The organism is Streptococcus halotolerans (genome assembly GCF_001598035.1).
GTDB lineage: Bacteria > Bacillota > Bacilli > Lactobacillales > Streptococcaceae > Streptococcus > Streptococcus halotolerans.
Map to the genome: position 1 here is coordinate 1,841,711 of NZ_CP014835.1, position 18,268 is coordinate 1,859,978.

Here is an 18,268-nt window from a genome sequence, read left to right on the forward strand (position 1 = left end):
TCTATCCTGTGTGTTATAAATAATGGTTTTAGCAATTGGCGTCAGCATAAAGCCCTTTTATTTTTCTTCAAAGTGATCGTATCCTAAGTGATTGTAGGCTTTAGCCGTTGCTACACGCCCTGTACGTGTACGCATAAGAAACCCTTTTTGAATGAGATATGGCTCATACATGTCTTCGACGGTTTCGCGTTCTTCAGCGATGTTGACAGATAAGGTTCCTAATCCGACTGGTCCACCATTATACATTTCAATCATGGTTTTGAGGATTTTTTGGTCCACATAATCTAAACCTTCGTGATCAACATCCAGCATGGTGAGGGCTTTATCAGTAATGTGATCATCGATGATACCATCTCCCATGATTTGGGCGAAATCGCGCACTCGTTTTAAGAGGCGGTTTGCGATACGAGGAGTTCCACGGCTCCGTTTGGCTAGTTCGATCGCAGCTTCATGAGTAATTTCCATGTCAAAGATATCAGCCGTCCGCTCAACAATTTCCGTCAAGTCAACTAGCTCATAGTATTCCATATGTCCGTTTATTCCAAAACGAGCTCTCAAAGGATTGGACAACATACCAGCACGAGTGGTTGCACCGATAAGAGTGAATGGTGGCAGATCTAAGTGAACACTTCGACTAGTTTCGCCGGTACCGATCATGATGTCAATGTAAAAATCTTCCATAGCGCTATAAAGCACTTCCTCAACCGCCATAGGCATGCGATGAATTTCATCGATAAAGAGAACATCACCCGGTTCTAGTTCGTTAAGGATGGCAACTAAATCGCCAGCTTTCTCAATAGCAGGACCGGATGTCTGCTTGAGATTAACCCCGAGTTCATTAGCAATAACGAAAGCCATAGTCGTTTTACCAAGACCTGGGGGTCCAAAAAGAAGAACATGGTCTAGGGCTTCATCGCGCATTTTGGCAGCTTTGATGAAAATTTCTAGCTGTTCTTTGACCTTGTCTTGGCCGATATACTCTCTGAAATATTGTGGGCGAAGCGTGCGTTCCACAAGCTCCTCATCGCCCATTAAATCCTTGTCTAAAATTCTTGTCATAAGGCTATTTTACCATAAAGCGAAAGAAAACTCCCTCTGTAGTTACCTACTCCGCTATTGTTTTTATGTAGAATTATTGGTTTTAGTTGGCTATCTCCATATTCCTTGATTATTACTATTTTATCTGTAAAGCAAGCCATTGAGATATTAGACAAGCTTTTATTCAGACGATATATTTATTAAAGCTGTAAAATAAGGTATAATTGTAAATAAACATTTTTTGCTGGAGATAGAGATGTACTTAGTGTTACTTTGCCTCATACTGTTTTTTGTGATCGTATTTTGTATACCTAATTTGGATCAATTAGAAATTTTAAAGATTCGTTTGCAAATATTTCTTACAACATTATCTTTGCGTTCTCGGATATATTACATTGCGGCAGCTACTTTTCTTTTTGTTATTTTTAGCGTTTGGTATGGTTCAAGAACTGCGGTGCCTCATTCTTCATCTTATTTCACCGATAAACTGCTTGATGAGGTGAAAGAGGAATTTCAAACACAAGGTTTCAAAAATGTTATGGCTGTTCCTATCAGAGATCTGGAAAAAGGGAAGGATAAAGATAGAACTGTAATGGAAGTTGAAATAGCAGGAGATACCTTCTTCGAGGAAGGCGCAAAATATGGGAAATCAACTGAGGTCAAAATAAAGTACCATGAGTTTCCAAAAAATTATGCAAAGTTATCAATTGGTACAAGTGACACAATTGAGAAAGTAGCAGGTAAACTACGGTCGGATGGTTTTCTTACAACATCTATTAGTAAGGAACAGCTGAGAGTTAGGTATATTACGGATAGATATATTACAGAAAATGAAAAAACAGTTCATGCGCTAGAGGTTGATGAGGAGATTTACAAAGGGAAAGAGATTCAAGAATTAGAGTCGTCTTATCTTCCAACATCCTCTACTTTAATTTTAAAGCAATATGAAGAGGATGGTTCTTTTATCACTCTACCTTATATGAAAAATAGCATGACAGATGTAGAAAATTTTAAGAAAACTTTGCAATCAGTTGGGTTCTCAGAAATCAAAGAAGATTTTATTCCTATCGACGATGAAAGATTCCACAATAAAATGGACAGTATCGATATAGAAGGACAAAATTTTAAAAATATAAGCGGAAATATAGAAGCTGTTGCAGATGCAGAAATTGTTCTTTATTTTTACTATTCAGAAAAGGCTGCTCAAAAAATAGAGAAAAAAGAAGAAGAAAAAAGAAAAGAAGAAGAAAAAAGAAAAGAGAAGCAAAAGGAAATAGAAGAGGAGCGAAGAAGGGAGCAGGAAAGAAAAGAACAGGAAGAGAAAGAGCGCTCAGAAGAATTGACTCCTCAACCATCTCTAACGGTCCCACCTACCCCGCCGCAACAGGCGCCTGAGCAAGGGTTAAGACCATTTGGAAATTGTACGGAAGCAAGGAGAGCAGGTAGAGTGAACATTCCAGCTAGTGATCCACAGTATGGATCGTGGCTGGATAGAGATGGAGATGGTGTGGGTTGTGATGCTTAAGTGTAAGAAAATGGCGTGTGCCACATTAATCTATTGAGAACATATTGTGCTTTGATTGTTTTGCAACACATACGCTCTCTGTGGATGATGATAAAACGATGTAGAATGATCAGAACATTAGGTTAGATGGGATAAAGTGACATCAGCGAATAAAGTGTTATGTCATTTGCATCAATAAGTAAAGAAACGTATAGTCATGTTACTCAAAATATATGATGAGGATAAATCGCATTGTACTTTGAAACTAACCAACACCCTAACCATATATTAACTAAAACAGGAAAAAATCATTGGGAAATATAAGGAAAAATAAAACATTAAATTATGGAAATCTTTGATACGCATACTCACTTAAATGTGGAGAATTTTACAGAAACTGTTGAAGAAGAGCTAAACTTGGCGCGTGAGATGGACGTTACGAGACATAATGTCGTCGGTTTTGACCATGAAACGATTGAGAAGGCCTTAGAGATTGCTGATAATCATCCAGAAGTTTACCTAACGCTTGGTTGGCATCCGACCGAAGCAGGGTCTTATGATAGCGAGGTAGAAGCCTATCTCAAACAAGTTCTCAAGCATGACAAAGTCGTGGCACTTGGTGAAATTGGCCTTGATTATCACTGGATGGAAGACCCCAAAGAGGTTCAAATTGAGGTTTTTAAACGCCAAATAGCTCTTTCAAAAGCCTTGGATTTGCCCTTTGTGGTTCATACTCGAGACGCCCTTGAGGATACTTACCAAGTTATTAAGGAAGCCGGTGTTGGTCCACGTGGGGGCATCATGCATTCTTTCTCTGGCTCATTCGAAGATGCTCAGAGATTTGTTGATTTGGGGATGATGATTTCATTTTCAGGTGTTGTGACTTTTAAAAAGGCAACTGATGTCCAAGAAGCAGCGCAGCGATTGCCCCTAGATAAAATCCTTGTTGAAACAGACGCGCCCTATTTGGCACCCGTACCAAAACGAGGGAAAGAAAATAAAACTGCCTATACTCGCTATGTGGTTGAAAAAATAGCAGAGCTACGGGATATGACGGTTGAAGAAGTCGCAAACATCACAACCGAGAATGCCAATCGTCTCTTTGGATTAGAGGACTAGGTGATCGAAGTGAGCAATAGAGAAATTGGTAATCGGAAGGATTTGCCTTTCTTGTCTTGTCTCTGACTTACCAAGTAGGTCTCTAAGAGATAATGAAATCGGTGTGAACTTGACCCTATTTAACCACTGCGATTGACAAGTTCAACCTTAAAAACATTAAGCCAATTACTGTTGTTGCAGCTTCAGGAGATTGCTGAAATTTTAAGTATCACAATGAGTCACAGCTGTTGAAAAGCAGTTGTTTATATCCCATTTCTTGAGGAAGCTAGCGAAAAAGGAGCATATGACAGAAAAACTAAAAATACAAGAGGTTCTCATTGTCGAAGGTAAGGACGATACCGCAAATCTTCAGCGATTTTACGATGTAGATACCTACGAAACACGAGGGTCAGCTATTTCCGAAGATGACTTAGAACGCATTGAAAAGCTACATGACCTTCGTGGTGTTATCGTCTTTACAGATCCAGATTATAGCGGAGAGAGGATTCGACGCGTCATTATGGATGCTATTCCGACTGTTCGCCATGCTTTTCTTAATCGAGATGAGGCTGTTCCAAAAACCAAAACAAAGGGGCGTTCTCTTGGTGTTGAACATGCTAGCTTTGAGGATTTACATAAGGCCTTGTCAAAAGTTACTCAGCATTTCGATGACGAAGATTATTTTGACATTACCAAATCTGATCTCATACGTCTTCGTCTTCTTATGGGAACAGATAGCCGGCAACGCCGCGAGTATTTAGGACAAAAACTTCGCATTGGTTACAGCAATGGCAAACAACTCCTCAAACGCTTGGAACTCTTTGGAGTGACACTGGCAGAAGTTGAGGAAGTGATGGGAGAGTATGGAGAATAATCATGTGTCTGATTTGTGAGCGTATTGAAATGATTGAATCGCAAACCAATCCTTATTTCGTCAAAGAGCTGGAGACCGGCGATGTCGTTGTTGGTGACCATCAGCATTTTAGAGCTACGTTATTTTTCTCTGTCAAGAACATGTGACAGAATTACATGATTTACCTAGGGATTTTCGAGACTATCATTTATCTGAAATAGCAGACGTTTCAAAGGCTGTCAATAAAGTTTTCTCTGCAGAGAAAATGAATATTGAAAGTCTATGAAATGATGATAGCCACTTACACTGGCATTTATTTCCGAGAAAGTCTGGTGATTTAGGAGAATACGGATATAATAGCAAGGGTCCAGTTTGGTGATAGCCGTTTGAAGAATTGTATTCTGATGACAATAGCATTTCAGGAGCAGATTTAGAAAATATGAAGTCCAAACTCCTTTTAGAATGACATAAATAGAAAGAAAAATATTATGCGTATCGCAGACTACTCCGTGACCAAGAGCATTCTTGAGCGTCACGGTTTTACTTTTAAGAAATCATTCGGTCAGAACTTTTTGACCGACACTAACATTTTGCAGAAGATTGTCGACACGGCTGAGATTGATCAGACGGTTAATGTCATTGAAATTGGTCCTGGGATTGGGGCCTTGACCGAATTTTTAGCGGAAAATGCCGCTGAAGTTATGGCTTTTGAAATTGATGAGCGCTTGGTTCCGATTCTAGCCGACACGCTTCGTGACTTTGATAATGTTCAAGTTATCAATAAAGATGTCCTCAAAGCAGATTTGCAGACGGAGATTCAGAAGTTTAAAAATCCAGGACTGCCGATCAAAGTGGTAGCCAATCTTCCTTACTACATCACCACCCCTATCCTCATGCATTTAATTGAGAGCAAAATTCCTTTCACAGAGTTTGTGGTCATGATGCAAAAGGAAGTGGCAGACCGCATTTCAGCTGAACCAAACACCAAAGCTTACGGTTCTCTTTCGATTGCTGTTCAATACTACATGATGGCCAAGGTAGCCTTCATTGTGCCTCGCACCGTCTTTGTTCCTGCCCCCAACGTGGATTCCGCTATTCTCAAGATGGTTCGTAGGGAAAATCCTTTGGTGCCAGTTCAGGATGAGGATTTCTTGTTTGACGTTTCAAAAGCTAGTTTTGTGCATCGGCGTAAGACCCTCTGGAACAATTTGACGAATCGATTTGGAAAAACAGATGATGTCAAAGTGATATTGGAAAAAGCCTTAGAAAAAGCGGAGCTTAAACCAAATGTTCGTGGTGAGGCTCTCTCCATTCAAGATTTCGGCCGTTTAGCGGACGCTCTCAAGGAGTTAGGATTGTAAAAAAAGAAAAGCATTTCAGAAAACCTGAAACACTTTTTGGTTTTTACTTGCTAAATGAAACTACCCAAGACTTGCCCAATTAAGAAGGCTACTGCTGCCGCAACGATGCCAACGATGAGTGTTCGGACAATTTCGGTTCGTTTACTTTGTTTTGTAATCATTGCCTTAATCCAACCAAGAGCGACGAGCGCTAGGGAGACGAGTAGACTGGCTAAAATTAAGGTAACACGATCAGAAAAGTCAGAGAGATGGATTAATAAAAGGTAGCTGAGAAGAGGAATTAAGCCGAAGAAATTGAAAGAGAGAAAGGTCATGACAGCGTTGTTAAGTGCTTTTGATGAGTCTGTGCCCTCTTCAGTTGTAGAGCTTAGGTAATCTCCTGCTGCCATGGAAAACCCATCGGCCAAAAGGTTAGAAAAACCTAAGATGATGATAGCTGCTGTTCCTAAGTTTCCCCCAATAGCCCCAGCAACGACGGCAAAGGTAGTGATAATGCCATCAAGTCCACCATAGGTAATGGACTTTGCATAATGACTGATATTCATACAATATTTCCTCCTACTTTTTCTTATTTTCTGATATTATTATCTCATTTATTTTATTAAAAAGATAGTGACCAAACGAACAGATTCCTTGTTAATAGGCGTTTTGACGAAAATATCTTTGGTTTCATTGAAAGGTTGTGATAGCTATGTTGACTAAAGTAGATAAATTGGCTATGGAGGATAAACTCCATTAAACGAAAGAAATGGAGGCAGTATGTCTTTTTCGACAGTTAAAATAGAAACAGAGCGTCTAGTAATCCAACCACTAAGAAAAGAGAACTACGACGCTTGGTACCAAGCCTATAGTAAGCGTCAACCATCGCAATCACCATATGATGATGGCTATATTGATCTGACGCCCTGCACCAAAGATTGGTTTGCTAATTTGGTGAGGCGACATAGACATCTAGCTGAGGAGGATAAGCAATATATTTTTGCCATATTCACAAAGTCGGGTCGTCATTTAGGAATGATTGATGTAGTCGTGTTAGCGCGTGCTAATATGAATTGGTGTGAATTGGGGTATTTTATTCATAACCAAGATTGGCGTTGTGGCTACGCTTACGAATCTTTATCAGCACTTATTGAGCAACTATATCCTTTGTTGAATTGTCATCGGATTGAAGCGCACGTTTCTTTAGCAAATACCCCCTCACGGCATCTTCTTGAGAAAATCGGTTTCCAATTAGAAGTTATTCGGGAGCAATTTATGTTTGAAGATGGTCAGTGGATTGATAAGGCTGTGTATGTTCTGAATTTACACAATAATCGTTTAGAGTAATCTTGACCCTAGTCGTTTTATCGGCTAGGGTTTTGCACGCTTCGAAAATCAAGAGCAGACGTTATTGACTGGATTTGATGACCTTTAGTTCCAGCTGTAACGGCGTTGCCAAGTCTGCTTTTGATTGTCACCGAGTTTAGCAGTTGTGATAGCCTTTGTCTATCGTGATGATAATGAAATAGTATAACTGTTTGGAGGAGATTGGGCGTGATTTCATGGTATAATGGCCTTAAATCGTTTTAAGGAGTTATAACATGACATTGAAAAAAGTTTTAGCAGTCACCAGTCTTGCCTTAGCATCAGGTCTAGTGTTGGCAGCTTGTTCATCTGATTCAGCTACTGAAAAAAACAAATCTGGTAAAGAAGAAGTTGTTTTTGCAACAGTAGGAACTACTGCTCCTTTTTCTTATGAAAAAGACGGCAAATTAACCGGCTACGATGTTGAAGTGGCTCGTGAGATCTTTAAAGATTCTGATACCTATAAAGTCAATTTCAAAAAAATTGCTTGGACATCTATTTTTACCGGCCTTGATGCTGGTAAGTATCAAATGAGTGGTAACAACCTTTCTTATACTGAAGAACGCGCTGCTAAGTACCTCTATTCCTACCCAACAGGGTCTACGCCTTCGGTGTTAGCAGTCACAAATGACAGTGATATTAAAAAGTTTGACGATATTGCTGGGCATTCGACACAGGTCGTTCAGGGAAACACAACAGTGACACAACTGCAAGAGTTTAATAAAAAGCATTCTGATAAGCCAGTTGACTTACAATTTACAGATGAAAACATCACTCAAATCTTGCGCAATTTGAATGATGGTAAGACTGACTTCAAAATTTTTGATGCTCCAACGGTCAATGAAATTGTGAAATCTCAAGGGTTAGACAATATTAAAACCATTGAGTTGAAATCAGAAGATCAACCTTATATTTACTTTATCTTTGCAGATGGAAAAGATGATTTACAAAAATTTGTAAACAAGCGCATCAAAGAACTTCAAGAAGATGGGACTTTGGCTAAGTTAGCTGAAGAGCACCTTGGTAACAAAGAGTACGTTCCTGCTAAAGATGCATTGAAAGTACCAACAAAATAGCCTTGTAACCATAAGGAATTGAGATAGACTTTGAAAAAAGTTTATCTTTTTTTATTTTTGCTATCTTTTTTTCGAATGAATAGTTAAGAAGAAAAAATAAGGAATGATTATGATGCCTCTAATGTTATGTTTGATTTCGACGTTGTCCATTCTGTCATGTTTTATGTTGATGACGGAAACTTGTCGAAAGGGTGGTTGGGTACGTCGGTCTAAATTTATTTACCTATGGGCCTTACTCTTGCTTCCTCTGGCCCATCTATTGGAGATGGCCTATCTATGCCAACTCTTTCGCTTTTTAACGATTCTTGGCGCTTTTATTATTATTTGTCATATCCCGTATGAAAAGATTACTCACATAAAAAAAGCATGCCTACTTTGTCTTTATGGTGGCTTATTTGTACAAATCTTAACCTTGTTAGGAGGCCAAATCTCTAGTCTTTTATCTTAGCCAGTTGAAAAAGGTATTAGCTGCTGAAGAATGCTGATAATTCTGTTATAATAAACATATCTTGATTACTAAGGAGTTCATTTGCAAGGAAGAATTATCAAAGCTTTGGCAGGATTTTACTATGTAGAATGCCAAGGGCAAGTCTATCAAACCAGAGCCAGAGGAAAGTTTAGAAAAAAAGGTCAAACCCCCTATGTAGGGGATTTTGTGGATTTCACAGCAGAGGACAATTCTGAAGGATATATTCTGAAGATTCACGAACGACAAAACAGCCTTGTTCGTCCACCGATTGTTAATATTGATCAAGCGGTGGTCATTATGTCAGCTAAAGAACCGGATTTCAACGCTAATCTATTGGATCGTTTCTTGGTTTTGTTAGAGCATAAGGGAATTCAGCCAGTTGTTTATATTTCCAAAATGGATTTATTAGAAAATCCAGTAGAAATGGAAACTATCGCTGATCGCTACCAAGCAATTGGTTACGATTTCGTGACTTCACAAGAGATGCTTTTACCTCTATTAAAGGACAAAGTCACAGTCTTTATGGGTCAAACAGGCGTTGGCAAATCAACCTTACTTAATAGCATTGCGCCTGAGTTGGCCTTAGAAACCGGTGAGATTTCAGATAGTCTAGGACGTGGTCGTCACACCACACGTGCGGTCAGTTTTTACAATGTTCATGGTGGGAAAATTGCAGATACACCGGGCTTTTCGTCTTTGGATTATGAAGTAAAAACGGCTGAAGATCTTAGTGAGTCCTTTCCAGAAATTCGAAAAGCCAGCCATTTTTGCAAGTTCCGCTCTTGTAGCCACACCCATGAGCCAGCGTGCGGCGTTAAAGAGGCTCTTAAAGAGGGGGACATTTGGCAATCTCGTTATGATAATTACCTTCAATTCCTTAGCGAAATCGAAAATCGTCGCGAAACATATCTCAAAGTTATCAAAAGAAAGTAGGCCATCATGTCAACTCATAAAATCGCTCCATCTATTTTAGCCGCTGATTATGCCAATTTTGCTTCTGAGCTCAAGCGCATTGAAGAAACCAGTGCTGAGTACGTTCACATTGATATTATGGATGGTCAATTTGTGCCTAACATCAGTTTTGGTGCCGACGTTGTCGCTAGTATGCGAAAACACAGTAAGCTTGTTTTTGATGTTCATCTCATGGTCGTCAATCCTGAACGTTTTGTTGATGCCTATGCACAGGCTGGTGCAGATATCATGACTGTTCATGCTGAGAGTACATTACACATCCATGGAACCCTTCAAAAAATCAAGGCTGCTGGTATGAAAGCTGGCGTAGTGATTAATCCAGGAACACCAGTGGAGAATCTTATCCCTGTCCTGGATTTGGTTGACCAAGTTCTTATCATGACGGTTAATCCTGGATTTGGTGGGCAAGCCTTTATTCCAGAATGCTTGGAAAAGGTTAGCAAGGTTGCTCAGTTACGAGACCAAAAAGGTTTGCGTTTTGACATTGAAGTAGACGGTGGTGTTGATGACCAGACGATTAAGGCCTGTGCCGATGCTGGTGCCAATGTTTTTGTAGCCGGTTCGTATCTTTTCAAAGCTCAAGATTTGGTATCTCAAGTTGACACCCTGCGTGTGGCTTTGAATGACTAAGGTCGCTTTGTTAGCAGGTGGCGATTACAGTCCACCGAGAGGAGATTTTGATTTATATATCGGTATTGATCGTGGGGCTTTGAGGCTTTTGGAAAATGGCTTCGCTCTGGATTGGGCAGTGGGAGATTTTGATTCCATTTCTGAAGAAGAAATGACTAAAATCGTATCGTCTGGTGCTCGGATTTACCAATCGCCCGCTGAAAAAAATGATACAGATACGGAGTTGGCACTGAAATTACTGTTTAAGACATATCCGCTGGCGCAGGCCACGTTATTTGGTGCCTTTGGTGGTCGTGTTGACCACTTTTTATCTAATATCTTTTTACCTAGCGATCCCGACCTACAACCTTATATGCGCCAGATTCATTTGGCAAATGATACCAACTTCATTTCCTATTATCCAAAAGGTGAGCATACGGTTGACACTCATCCAGAGATGACTTATCTTGCTTTTATGACAGATGAGGAAACGGAGTTGAGCATTTTGGGTACCAAGTACGAATTGACCGCGGCTAATTATTTTAAGAAAAAAATCTACTCCAGTAATGAAGCTATTGGAAAACCGATTACCTTGACTGTGCCTTCTGGTTACGTTGTGGTCATAGAAAGTAAAGATTAGAGAAAGGGGTTACGATGCTGGTTTTAATCATATTACTTTTGCTAGCTAGCCTTGGATTAACTTTCTTTTTATATCACAAGGTCACACACTTAGAAGGCATTCTCAAAAATCAGCTGGAAGATCATATAGACAATCTTTCAGAGCAACTCTCCTATCAGAACGAACGTTCTTCAAATGAAGTACGGATAGCCATAAGCCAAGAGTTTAATCGATTACAAACGGACTTCTATCAGCAGTTAACAGAGATTCGCGAAATGTTGCATCAGAACCTTTCAGACAGTCGCGATCGGTCAGACCAACGACTAGATACAATGACCGAACGGTTAAGGATGACTGTGAAAGAAATGCAAGATTCTAACGAAAAACGGTTAGAACAGATGCGTCTGACCGTTGAAGAAAAGTTGGAAAAAACTTTGCAAACACGGTTGCAGGCTTCTTTTGATAGCGTGTCTAAGCAGCTTGAGTCTGTTAACCAAGGCCTCGGTGAGATGAAAACTGTTGCGCAGGATGTTGGCACACTTAATAAAGTTCTGTCTAACACTAAGACGCGTGGTATTTTAGGAGAACTTCAACTGGGGCAAATTATTGAAGATATCTTGACTGAAAATCAGTATGAGCGAGAGTTTGTTACTGTTCCGAATTCATCAGAACGGGTAGAGTATGCTATCAAGATGCCCGGAGCCAGTCAGGGAGACTATGTTTATCTTCCCATTGATTCCAAGTTTCCTTTGGAAGATTATTATAGATTGGAAGATGCCTATGAAACGGGAGATAAGGCAGAGGTTGAGCGTTACCGAAAAGCGCTTTTGTCTAGTATTAAACGGTTTTCCAAAGATATTAATCAAAAATATATTAAACCACCTGAAACCACAAATTTTGGGGTGCTGTTCTTACCAACAGAAGGGCTTTACGCTGAAGTGGTGAGACAGTCAGCCTTCTTTGATAGTCTCAGACGTGAGGAAAATATTGTTGTCGCTGGACCATCGACACTGTCAGCACTTTTAAATTCTTTATCTGTCGGCTTTAGAACACTTAATATTCAAAAGAATGCTGATGATATTAGTAAAGTTTTGGGTAACGTCAAGTTGGAGTTTGATAAATTTGGAAATATGCTAGTCAAAGCGCAGAAGCAACTGTCGACAGCTAGTAAGACTGTTGATAGCCTCCTGACGACTCGGACCAATTCTATACGACGTGCTTTAGAAACCATTGAAACTTATCAGGATAGTGCAACCACAAACCTCTTAGATATGTCACCTTTAGAAGACGAGGATTCTTATGAAAATTAATCAAATGAAAAAAGATGAGCCTTTTGAAGGGTTCTATCTTATCAAAAAAGCAGAATTGCGTAAAACAAGAGCTGGAAAAGACTTTCTCTCTATGACTTTTCAAGATGACTCAGGGGAGATTTCCGGTAATCTTTGGGATGCGCAAGCTCATAATGTCGAAACTTTCACCGCCGGAAAGGTTGTCCATATGGAAGGACGTCGTGAGGTCTATAACAATACCCCTCAAGTCAATCAAATTACTCTGCGCTTACCAAAAGATGGCGAACCGAGTGATCCAAGTGATTTCAAAGAAAAACCGCCTGTAAACGTGGCTGATGTCAAAGACTACTTAGAGCAGATGGTTTTTAAGATTGAAAATGCAACTTGGCAACGCATTATTCGTGCCCTTTACCGTAAATACCATCAAGAATTCTTCACCTACCCAGCTGCGAAAACGAATCATCATGCCTTTGAATCAGGACTAGCCTATCACACAGCAACCATGGTACGATTGGCTGATGCTATCGGTGACATCTATCCTGAGCTCAATAAGAGCCTACTGTTTGCAGGTATCATGCTTCATGACTTAGCCAAGGTTATCGAATTGTCAGGGCCAGATAACACAGAGTATACTGTTCGTGGTAATTTGATTGGTCATATTGCTCTTATCGATGAAGAAATCACTAAAGTACTAACAGAATTAAATATTGATGATACTAAAGAAGAAGTGACAGTGCTTCGTCACGTTGTTCTGAGTCATCATGGCCTTTTAGAATATGGTAGTCCAGTTCGTCCTAGAATCATGGAGGCTGAAATTATCCATATGATAGATAACATTGATGCTGAAATGATGATGATGACGACTGCCTTGAGTAGAGTGGGCGAAGGTGAAATGACCTCTCGACTCTTTGCTCTAGATAATCGTTCATTTTATAAGCCAAAAATATAAATAGTCAAGAGAAAAATAAAAAAGCGTGCGTTATTTGAGGATAATGTTCGCTTTTTATTAGGTTTATGCTATAATAGCTACAAAATAAGTGATAGTACGGCAAAATATAGAAAACCTTTGTTTATGTGCCATCGTAATTAAAAAGAATGTCACAAAACGGCTGTTTGATCATATCGACTAGAGGAGAAAAGGATGAAATTAAGACGAAGTGAACGTATGGTTGTGATTTCAAATTATCTCATTAACAATCCCTACCAATTAACAAATTTAAACACTTTTGCAAGTAAGTATGAAGCGGCTAAGTCCTCTATTTCTGAGGATATTGCTATTATCAAAAAAGCTTTTGAAGAAAGCCATATTGGTGAAATTGAGACAGTCACCGGAGCCAGTGGAGGAGTGATTTTCACACCTAGTATTTCAAAAGACGAAGCACTAACTATTGTTGAAGATCTTTGTGGCAAACTTTCCGAAAGTGATCGTATTTTACCTGGCGGCTATCTTTATCTAACAGATCTTTTGAGTACGCCAACTATTTTACAAAATGTTGGGCGTATTATTGCCAATGCTTTCAAAGGTGAAAAAATTGATGCTGTTATGACAGTTGCAACAAAAGGTGTGCCACTAGCGAATGCAGTTGCTAATGTTCTTAATGTACCATTTGTCATTGTTCGTCGTGATTTGAAAATTACGGAAGGATCAACGGTTTCTGTTAACTATGTTAGTGGGTCATCAGACCGTATTGAGAAGATGTTCTTATCAAAACGTAGCCTACAACCTGGAAGTCGAGTTCTTATTGTGGATGATTTCTTAAAAGGTGGCGGAACGGTGACGGGAATGATGGGACTTTTAGCAGAATTTGACAGTGAATTAGTTGGTGTCGCTGTTTTCGCTGAGAATGCCCAAACAGAAAAAATGGATGTTTCCTATAAATCATTATTAAAAGTTTCTGAGTTAGATGTGAAACATAATCGAGTGACTGTAGAAACTGGAAATATTTTTCAATAGAACCTTGTGAATTATAGAATTAACACATGAATGTTACAGGATTGAAACATTCATGTGTTATTATTTATAAGCTGATTGAATTCTACTGTTTTTTGAGAATTGTGGAATTCATTAGAAATGAAATAAGAATAACGAGTGGAAGTTTATGTTGAAGAAATTAAAATTAGTAAGGGAAAATTCAGGGAAGCTAGCTGCAACATCAACGATTGCTTTGCTTGGTTTTGGATTAGCCAACCAAACAAATGTTCATGCTGATGAAGTAACGGCAGTTTCTACACCAACCGAACCTGGAGCGACAACATCGACAACTGTCGACCTTGTTCCAACAACAGTGGCTGAAGCCAATGCGCTAGTTGTTAACGCGCAAGCTGGTGCGGATAGTGCAAGTGAAGCTTTCTCAGAAAAAGAAAGTCAAGTTGCTTCACAATCTGAAACAATTGAAGTGTCAACATCTGAAGTTGCAACCCTTGAAGAACAACTAGCTAGTGCGCTGGCAGAACATTCTGAAGCAGTTGCGATTAAATCCGAAGGATCATCTGAACATATTTCAGAGTTAGCATCTCAAGTTGCTTCTGTAACAGAAACTTATACATCTGAGTCAGCAGTAAATGCTGCTAACCAATCAGCAGCAGATTCTCAATCGGTAACAGTTTCATCTGCTAGCACAGCAGCCTCAGAGGCTAACCGTTCAGCTTCAGAAGCAGCAACAAAAGTTGATGAGTTGATTTCTTTAGTTGCTTCACCAGAAAAAGTATCTACTAATTTACTTAGCGCCAAAGCTGAAGTGAGTCGTTTGGAACGCGAAGTATCTGCTGCTGAAAAAGCAGTAATCTCTGCGACAACTACTGCGAAAGCAAATCTTGCTAAAAAATTAGCTGAAAAACAAGAAGAATTATCACAAAAACAAACTGCTTTAAATAAACTAAAATCAGATCAAACAACTGCTAAAGTTGCCTCGGTTACTGGAAGCAATAGAATCGTTCTTCCATCAACATACAAAACCGTTGTTTACCCAGCTTTAAAGACAATCGAAAATAGTGGATGGACTTACTCATCTGGTTATAACCAATCAGCTTCACGATTGAAAAATCAAATTGAGTCTGGTGTTCAGTCTTCCGTTTATGGTGTGTTGTACAATGGTAATGGTGTGAACTCATACAAATCGATTGCTGCAGATAAAACAAGATATATTGATCCTAATAACCTTTCAACTGCTGTTCAAAATGAAATGGCGCAGTTTACAGGTGAACTATTGAACGATGTTCGCTCCCAACTTGGTTTGGCAACGTTGACAGTTACAAAAACGGCACAAGAGATGGCTGCAGCTATCGCAAACGAATATCGTCGTTCTGGATATGGTCGTTTAGGGAATGCACACAATCCAAGTATCATTGGAAAACATGCGCAAAATCGTGGTCTTTTATACTCTGATAACCGTGGTTATGAAAGCTTAGGTTTCTTTGGTAATGCTAAAACAGTTGATCAGTTGAAGAACTACTTCTATAATTCGATAGTCTATATGTTATTTAATGATGTGTCATCGAATTATGGGCATACTATCAGTTTGCTTCAAAATAGCAATAATGGACCATACTATCTAGGTGTTTCTTCTACATCAAATGCCCAGCACATTTATGTTATCCCATCCGCCAATGTCAAATCATCTCGTTTCAATACGACATCACTCGTTGCAGCTAAAACGGTTGATAATAGCGCTCAAATTTCAGCAGTAAAATCAGCTATGACCGCTATTCAGTCAGAAATTGACAGTTTGAAAGCTCAACAATCGACGATTGCTTCCTCTACACTAGTTGTTCGTGCTAAAGATAAATTGAAAAAACTCAATCAACAATTGTCGACATCACGTGATAACTATAAAACGTTATCAACCTTGAAAACAACATTGGCAGCTAACAAGAGCAAGTTACGTTCACAACTTGAAGAAGCTAAACAACTCAGTGCCGTTCGCCTTCAAGAAAAACTAATTGCTCAAGATAACTTAACAAGAGAACTCAAGAAATATCAAGTTTTACAAGCAGCTACTACTGAATCTAAAGCCTCTGTTGCAAGCTTGAAAGAAAGAATTGCAAAACTATCCAAAGAATTGCAAAAATTCCAAGATCCAGAACTCGTATCTCGGACAGCAGCTACTGTTAAAGTACTCAAAGACGATCTTCAAACAGCAAAAGCAGGTTTAGAAGTCAATGTCAAAGCTCTTCAACTGTTACAGAATGATTTGCAATCAGCAGCAAAATCCTATGGAACAGCTAAAGAGAACCTAGAGAACGCTAAGTCGCTTCTTAAAACATTGATTAGTGAACAAGAAGTGGAAGTGCCTGGCGCACCGAATGCTACTTCTACAGAAACAGAAACTGATGCAGCTATGAATAAAGCTATTGTTCCAGGAAATGTCCCAACATTCGATGGGACCAATAAAGTTATTCCAGGGACTCCAGTCGCTTCTCAAATGGTTTCAAAAGCGGATATGAAGACCGGTGTAACTTCGGATGATAAGGCTATGGCTAAATCAGAAAATCATCATGAAAGCAAAGCCTCTAGTCTTCCAAAAACTGGTGATAATACTTCTGCAAGATTCATCCTGACTGGAATCGGCATTTTAGGCATGGCAGGATTGGTTGTCAAACGCAAAAACAACTAGATTATCGATCTAGTCCATCAAAGGACTGGCTCGTTGTCAACTCTAGTGGTTGCTTTATCGTTAATCACAAGACAGAATCAGGGCTCTATAATTTCTGTAGTGGGTGACTTCACCGCAGAGGTTATGGGGCTTTTACAATGCCCCCAGTTGTCAAGTTAAGTGCAACACAGTGTTCATCAGACTAAGTCAATGATTTTTATACTGTTTGAGCTAGCTCAAACAGTTTTTTAGAAGACTGATAGTTGTGTATTCTTCTTGGTTTATCATTAATAGCTTGGGTATACATCTCTAAGTCATCTAGAGTAAGTCCTTTAAGTGAGACTCCTTTTGGTATAAACTCTCTAAGCAAACCATTGAAGTTCTCATTTGTCCCACGTTCGTGAGATGAATAAGCATGTGCAAAGTAGATATCAACACCCTCTAGGTCGCTTAGTAAAGCAAATTCACTTCCATTATCAGCTGTTATTGATTTTATTGGATAGCTTTCCATGTAGTCTAAAACAGCCTGATTAACGTACTCAGCTCTCTTTTTAGGAAGTTTAATGGTGAGTGCAAAACGAGTCTGCCTCTCAACTAGAGTCATAATAGAAGGCTCTCCAGCAGTCTTTAACCCAAGAACAGAATCAATCTCCCAATGCCCAAAAGTTGAACGATCGTTGATATCATCTGGTCTCTTCTCAATAGAAGTTCCAAGGTATTTCTTAGTTGATGGGCGGCTCTTAGTCTTTTTACGAATGCGGACAACTTTAGGCAGGTCAATTGGTTTGATGTCCAATAAACCTTGGTGGATGTAATTGTAAAGCGTCTTGGTACTGGGAACAACTTCCTCAGGATGCTCAAGCTTATAAGAATAGGCAAAAGTATCTACACTATGAATTCTGGGTTTAGCTTGCATAGCTTCTGTGAAAGCTAACAAGAAAGCTTCTGATACTTTCTCAAGTTTCAGATAGTAACTTCCTTTTCTACCCTCAGAATAACGAATCTGAGCAGTTTCTGCGACATATTGTTCGTAGTAAACTTTCTTTCCGTTGATCTGTTTAACTTGCCTGACAGTTCCACGCTTGAGTTCACGGTAGATGGTAGAGCGATTTCGACTCAAACGTTTCGCAATTTCAGCTGGTTTCAATCCTTCTGAAAGATAGGCTTCCATTTTCCCACGTTCTGCTTCAGAAAGATGGTGATAGGCTTGTTTTGTGGTAGAATGATTAGTGGACATGTTCATATTTCCTTTATACTTTGTTTGGCGACTTTAGTATATCAGAGGAACATGTCTTTTCTGTTGCACTTCATTTTACAACGCGGCGCTTTTACAATGCAAAAAAGAATTTAGGAAAAATAATTGACGGTGACTAAGTATTGTGGTATTATAATAAACGGTACTTTTTACTTTTGGTCTCTCAAAAGTGTACAGAGACGTGCTGAC

Annotated in this window: 16 protein-coding genes and 1 pseudogene; 14 read left to right on the forward strand and 3 right to left on the reverse strand. The window is 39.3% G+C overall.

Annotation, left to right across the window (positions count from 1 at the left end; translation table 11 throughout):
* Nucleotides 1-57: 57 nt before the first annotated feature.
* Nucleotides 58-1,059 (reverse strand): Holliday junction branch migration DNA helicase RuvB, encoded by a 1,002-nt coding sequence (ruvB, locus tag A2G56_RS08410; RefSeq protein ID WP_062711438.1) that lies wholly within the window; start codon nt 1,057-1,059, stop codon nt 58-60.
* A 295-nt stretch (nt 1,060-1,354) separates the two neighbouring features.
* Here ruvB and A2G56_RS08415 point away from each other — a divergent pair, with 295 nt between their 5' ends.
* The 5 genes and pseudogenes from A2G56_RS08415 (at nt 1,355) to rsmA (ending at nt 5,854) form a co-directional block, all read left to right on the forward strand.
* Entirely contained in the window at nt 1,355-2,563 is a 1,209-nt protein-coding gene (locus A2G56_RS08415; protein ID WP_157761212.1) for an excalibur calcium-binding domain-containing protein, read from the forward strand.
* A 324-nt stretch (nt 2,564-2,887) separates the two neighbouring features.
* Nucleotides 2,888-3,661: a TatD family hydrolase gene (locus tag A2G56_RS08420; protein ID WP_062711449.1), complete on the forward strand. Its 774-nt coding sequence runs from the start codon at nt 2,888-2,890 to the stop codon at nt 3,659-3,661.
* A 283-nt stretch (nt 3,662-3,944) separates the two neighbouring features.
* Nucleotides 3,945-4,514 carry a ribonuclease M5 gene (gene rnmV, locus A2G56_RS08425; RefSeq protein ID WP_062711453.1) on the forward strand — a complete coding sequence of 190 codons (570 nt, stop codon included), beginning with the start codon at nt 3,945-3,947 and terminating at the stop codon, nt 4,512-4,514.
* 2 nt (nt 4,515-4,516) lie between these two features.
* Nucleotides 4,517-4,959: pseudogene (locus A2G56_RS08430) on the forward strand (HIT family protein).
* 22 nt (nt 4,960-4,981) lie between these two features.
* A complete protein-coding gene (gene rsmA / locus A2G56_RS08435) occupies nt 4,982-5,854 on the forward strand; it encodes a 16S rRNA (adenine(1518)-N(6)/adenine(1519)-N(6))-dimethyltransferase RsmA (RefSeq protein WP_062711455.1) in 873 nt (290 codons plus the stop codon).
* A gap of 50 nt (nt 5,855-5,904) precedes the next feature.
* On the opposite strand, the gene A2G56_RS08440 is transcribed toward rsmA, so the two are convergent.
* Complete coding sequence (locus A2G56_RS08440; RefSeq protein WP_062711458.1) at nt 5,905-6,399, reverse strand: VIT1/CCC1 transporter family protein; 495 nt, start codon at nt 6,397-6,399, stop codon at nt 5,905-5,907.
* A gap of 214 nt (nt 6,400-6,613) precedes the next feature.
* On the opposite strand from A2G56_RS08440, the gene A2G56_RS08445 reads away from it, so the two are divergent.
* The 9 genes from A2G56_RS08445 (at nt 6,614) to A2G56_RS08490 (ending at nt 16,845) form a co-directional block, all read left to right on the forward strand.
* On the forward strand, nt 6,614-7,180 hold the full coding sequence (locus A2G56_RS08445; protein ID WP_062711467.1) for a GNAT family N-acetyltransferase: 567 nt from the start codon (nt 6,614-6,616) through the stop codon (nt 7,178-7,180).
* A gap of 254 nt (nt 7,181-7,434) precedes the next feature.
* The gene (locus tag A2G56_RS08450; protein ID WP_062711469.1) at nt 7,435-8,274 is read left to right on the forward strand and encodes an amino acid ABC transporter substrate-binding protein; all 840 of its coding nucleotides are present in this window, start codon (nt 7,435-7,437) and stop codon (nt 8,272-8,274) included.
* A 529-nt stretch (nt 8,275-8,803) separates the two neighbouring features.
* Nucleotides 8,804-9,676: a ribosome small subunit-dependent GTPase A gene (gene rsgA, locus A2G56_RS08460; protein WP_062711475.1), complete on the forward strand. Its 873-nt coding sequence runs from the start codon at nt 8,804-8,806 to the stop codon at nt 9,674-9,676.
* A gap of 6 nt (nt 9,677-9,682) precedes the next feature.
* Nucleotides 9,683-10,345 (forward strand): ribulose-phosphate 3-epimerase, encoded by a 663-nt coding sequence (gene rpe / locus A2G56_RS08465; protein WP_062711479.1) that lies wholly within the window; start codon nt 9,683-9,685, stop codon nt 10,343-10,345.
* A complete protein-coding gene (locus A2G56_RS08470) occupies nt 10,338-10,964 on the forward strand; it encodes a thiamine diphosphokinase (RefSeq protein WP_062711482.1) in 627 nt (208 codons plus the stop codon). The genes rpe and A2G56_RS08470 overlap by 8 nt, the downstream gene beginning before the upstream one ends.
* A 14-nt stretch (nt 10,965-10,978) precedes the next feature.
* The gene (locus A2G56_RS08475; RefSeq protein WP_062711485.1) at nt 10,979-12,253 is read left to right on the forward strand and encodes a DNA recombination protein RmuC; all 1,275 of its coding nucleotides are present in this window, start codon (nt 10,979-10,981) and stop codon (nt 12,251-12,253) included.
* The gene (locus A2G56_RS08480; RefSeq protein ID WP_062711488.1) at nt 12,243-13,181 is read left to right on the forward strand and encodes a 3'-5' exoribonuclease YhaM family protein; all 939 of its coding nucleotides are present in this window, start codon (nt 12,243-12,245) and stop codon (nt 13,179-13,181) included. The genes A2G56_RS08475 and A2G56_RS08480 overlap by 11 nt, the downstream gene beginning before the upstream one ends.
* Before the next feature lie 192 nt (nt 13,182-13,373).
* Entirely contained in the window at nt 13,374-14,186 is an 813-nt protein-coding gene (purR, locus tag A2G56_RS08485; RefSeq protein ID WP_062711491.1) for a pur operon repressor, read from the forward strand.
* 145 nt (nt 14,187-14,331) lie between these two features.
* Nucleotides 14,332-16,845, forward strand: coding sequence for an SEC10/PgrA surface exclusion domain-containing protein (locus A2G56_RS08490; protein WP_082785135.1), 2,514 nt, complete (start codon nt 14,332-14,334; stop codon nt 16,843-16,845).
* 196 nt (nt 16,846-17,041) lie between these two features.
* Here A2G56_RS08490 and A2G56_RS08495 read toward each other — a convergent pair whose 3' ends face one another.
* The gene (locus A2G56_RS08495) at nt 17,042-18,061 is read right to left on the reverse strand and encodes an IS30 family transposase (protein WP_172793788.1); all 1,020 of its coding nucleotides are present in this window, start codon (nt 18,059-18,061) and stop codon (nt 17,042-17,044) included.
* Between the last annotated feature and the right edge of the window lie 207 nt (nt 18,062-18,268).